Annotated in this window: 5 protein-coding genes; all 5 read right to left on the reverse strand. The window is 37.4% G+C overall.

Translation table 11 applies throughout. The features are described from left to right. Positions 1–247 precede the first annotated feature (247 nt). Positions 248–856, reverse strand: a complete 609-nt coding sequence (locus tag G5B43_RS19130) for an alpha-ketoglutarate-dependent dioxygenase AlkB family protein (protein WP_165296406.1) — start codon at positions 854–856, stop codon at positions 248–250. Further along, the gene (locus tag G5B43_RS19135; protein WP_129758462.1) at positions 843–1,088 is read right to left on the reverse strand and encodes an Ada metal-binding domain-containing protein; all 246 of its coding nucleotides are present in this window, start codon (positions 1,086–1,088) and stop codon (positions 843–845) included. The genes G5B43_RS19130 and G5B43_RS19135 overlap by 14 nt, the downstream gene beginning before the upstream one ends. A 2-nt stretch (positions 1,089–1,090) precedes the next feature. Further along, the gene (locus G5B43_RS19140; RefSeq protein ID WP_317167532.1) at positions 1,091–1,798 is read right to left on the reverse strand and encodes a 2OG-Fe(II) oxygenase; all 708 of its coding nucleotides are present in this window, start codon (positions 1,796–1,798) and stop codon (positions 1,091–1,093) included. Beyond that, the gene (locus tag G5B43_RS19145; RefSeq protein ID WP_129758463.1) at positions 1,795–2,547 is read right to left on the reverse strand and encodes an SDR family oxidoreductase; all 753 of its coding nucleotides are present in this window, start codon (positions 2,545–2,547) and stop codon (positions 1,795–1,797) included. Before G5B43_RS19145 ends, G5B43_RS19140 begins: the two co-directional genes overlap by 4 nt. A 66-nt stretch (positions 2,548–2,613) precedes the next feature. After that, complete coding sequence (locus G5B43_RS19150; RefSeq protein ID WP_165296407.1) at positions 2,614–3,465, reverse strand: bifunctional helix-turn-helix domain-containing protein/methylated-DNA--[protein]-cysteine S-methyltransferase; 852 nt, start codon at positions 3,463–3,465, stop codon at positions 2,614–2,616. Positions 3,466–3,849 lie beyond the last annotated feature (384 nt).

Here is a 3,849-nt window from a genome sequence, read left to right on the forward strand (position 1 = left end):
CCGTGTGTAATGTTGAATCCAAATATGTTTCTATACCATTCAGCACTCACTTCAACATCTTTTACGGCAATTATTGGGTCAAGTTTTGTCATTTTGTAATATTTTTTAATGTCTATGATGTATTGTTATTTGCTAGCGATAGAATCTTCATAATTTTATTGAACTTTGCCTATTTTTAGAAGGCTCAAGTTAGTGAAAAAAGGAAATAGGTTACAATAAGCCGACACCTTCGTAAGCTACTACTTTTTTATTCCACAATTGTTCTAAAAGTTAAATTCACTCTCGGTTTGGCTACTTTTTTTGTTGGTGGAAGTCGGTGCAACCAGTGTGTTTGTGTGGTGTCTTTCATTACCAACAAACTGCCGTGTTCTAAAATCATTTCTACTTTTTCTTTGGTCTGCTTATGTTTGAAAACAAACTTCCGTTCTGATCCAAAAGTTAGGGAGCCGATTGCTCCGTTTTTCTTCAAGTCCGTTTCTCCGTCGCTGTGCCACGCCATTCCTTCGCTTCCACTGTGGTACAGGTTCAATAAGCAGGAATTAAAAGTTTCGTCTGTTTCTTTTTCTATTGCGGTTTTGAGTGTTAATAATTCTTCAGTCCAAGGCAAAGCATATTTTGAAGTGTTGGAGTAGGTGTATTCAAATGGCTTGTCGCCATACCAAGCTACCTTACGTTTTGTTATGATTTTCTTGCCAAAAATAACGGCTTCGTCATTTCGCCATTCAATAGTGTTGAGCAAGCATTCAAAATAATGATCCGCTCGTTGTCGTTCAAACAATTTACCATGATAATTAACCATTCCATCTTTGGGCAGCCAATTTTTTGTTTTGTCTATACTGTTCTCAAATAAATCCATTTCTCCATTTTTGGTATTTTTCTTTCATGCAATGTCCGCAAGGGCGAAAACCCTTTTCAATCGCTTCATTTTCTGATGTGAAGAAAACTCTGTTATTCCTTTTCATTCGTTTCCCTGATTTGCAAGACAAAGTTCCGTAAATTTTCAGTTTGAGATTTCCTCCAAAACAAATTTCGTTGTGCCTGAGTTTGTGATGCAAATCGCGATCAGATATTTCACAATGCCTTATCATTATTAATTTGTCGCATCGTGAAAAATAATACCCAAAGTGTAGCGTTTCCCACTGTGAACCTCACTTACACCGTGTTTCATATTTACCCGATAATAGCCTTTTTTGCCTTTTTCGGGTTTGAAGTTGGTAGTGAAAACCAATAAATCGCCTTTCTTTGGTTTTAGCACGATGGCTTTGGATTGTGCTCTGGGTATTTGCTGCGTTAATACAAATTCTCCGCCTGTATAATCCTTGTCCGGTTCGTTCAAAAATAAGACCGTTTGTATGGGGAAATAAATTTCCCCGTATAAATCTTGATGTAACGTATTATATCCGCCTTTACCATATTTCAAAATTAAAACCGTAGCTTTTTGCTGCCCATTTTTATGGCATTCTTCTAAAAATTCAGCATGATTTAATGGGAATTTTGTATCCATTTTTAACGCCTTAAACCAAAGATTTGCAATAGGCGCTAGATGCGGATACATTTCAGTTCTGATTTGATGAATGATGTTGGGCAATGGATAGTCGAAATATTTGTATTCGCCCAAACCAAAACGATAGCGCTCCATCATTACTGTTTTTCTGTATGTATTTGGTTGGGTATAATTTTGTACCAGTTCGTTACATTCTTCATCTGTAAGCAAGTTTGTGATTACTGAGAAACCTTTTTCGTGCATATTATTGGCAACGGATTCCCAATTTATTTTTTGTAGTCTTTGCTTCATCATTTTATTACTGAAATTCCCGCATCTACTGTTAGTTCCGTTCCGTGAATATATGAGGCCTCCTGAGAAGCAAGAAATAATACGGCATTCGCAATTTCCGAAGGCTGACCAAATCTTTGGAAGGGTATCGTAGAAACAATGCTTTGTATCGCCTCTTCAATTTGTTCAGGGCTTAAACCCGTGTTGTTGAACCCGTTGGTTTTGATGTATCCGGGACTAATTCCGTTTACGCGAATACTTTTTTCCGTAAGTTCTGCCGCAAAGGTCTTGATAAAGGATTGCACGGCAGATTTTGCTGCCGAATAAACAGAAAAATGTGGCACGACCATTTCCGTAACCACTGAAGTATTGAGTACGATGGCACTTCCACCTTTCATCAACGGCAGTACTTGCTGAACAGTAAAGAATGTGCCTTTCACCAACATATCAAACAGCTCGTCAAAATGGGTTTCATCTGCACTTTCCACCGATGCAAATTTCCCATAACCAGCATTTACAAAGAGTAAATCAATGTTTTCGGTATATTGTTTTACTTGTTCCGGCAAGCTGAAAATATCTTTCATATTTGCCGCATTCGAAACGATCCCTAAAGAACTGGCTCCCAGTTTTTCTACGGCTTGGTTTACCGTTTCGGCGCTTCGACCGGTTATGATTACTTTACCTCCTTCACTAATGAATTGTTGGGCTGTGGCAAAACCCATTCCGTTTGTTCCGCCTGTGATAAGTGCGTATTTACCTTTAAATCTTTGCATTGTTTTTTATTTAAAAATCTATTACAAAGATTAAAATGTACCTTGGCGTATAAAACCCGAAACTTGCTATATTTCAATAATCCCTGTTTTTGCACTTTCCCAACCGATGATTGCCGCTTTTCGGGTGTTGCCCCACATATAACCGCCTAGGTTTCCCGATGATTGAATAACACGATGACAAGGAATAAGAAATGCAACGGGATTGTTTCCGATAGCCGTCCCTACAGCACGGGAAGCATTTACGTTTCCTATTTCTTGGGCAATATTACCGTAGGTGGCAAGTTTTCCCATTGGGATTTTTAAGAGTGTTTCCCAAACTTTCAATTGAAAATCTGTTCCTTTTAAATGTAGTTTTATTTCAGATAGCTTGCTCCAATCATTTTGAAAAATGAACAATGCGTTTTGTTGCATTAAATCTAGTTTCCGTTGAAAGGTAGCATTCGGGAATTTAGCTTGTAAATTTTGATATGCCGTTTCTTCATTGCCTTCAAAAGCCATATAACAAATGCCTTTTGGTGTTGAAGCTACAATTAGATTTCCAAACGGACTTTCTGCGAAACTGTAGTTGATAATAAGTTTTTTTGCACCGTTTTTGTATTCGGCTGGTGTCATCCCTTCTATGGTTACAAATAAATCGTGCAATCGTCCTGTACCGGAAAGCCCTGTTTCGAAAGCCGTGTCAAAAAGCGTAGCATGATGGTCTTTTAGTAGTTTTTTCGCGTGTTCTACACTGGTGTATTGCAAAAACTTCTTTGGTGTCGTTCCTGCCCATTCGCTAAACAAACGCTGAAAATGAAACGGGCTTAAATGTACTTGTTTTGCAACCTCATCCAAATTTGGTTGGTCTTTAAAATTGCTTTTTATGTATTCAATCGCTTCAGCAATTCGGTTATAATTGATTTTTTGTTGCCCGTTCATTGTTTCTGAATTTTATATCACAAAGGTCTAAACTATCTTACTGTCATAAAATCCGAAACTTGCTGAATTTCACATTTTCGGCTGCATTAGACTTTCGGTTTGATTGTGGTGGAAGCCTTGTTTTATCAATTATTTGTTGATTCTAACTGTTCTTTTTCAATCAAATTTAAGGCAATCCGCAACGCTTTAATTCTACGTTCAAGTAAGGTTTGTTGAGAAGAATTTTCCTTTAAGATATTACAATGATTTTATTGTTTCCAATTAACATTTCCATTTTTGTCGAACATTTCGATAGATGGATTCCCTAAACTGTCAACCTTTAAGATAATTCTTGGTATCTCGTTGGCATCTTTCATAATCAGAGCGGCATTTCCGTTTTCTGTT

It is taken from the genome of Sphingobacterium sp. SGR-19 (genome assembly GCF_011043555.1).
Taxonomy (GTDB): domain Bacteria; phylum Bacteroidota; class Bacteroidia; order Sphingobacteriales; family Sphingobacteriaceae; genus Sphingobacterium.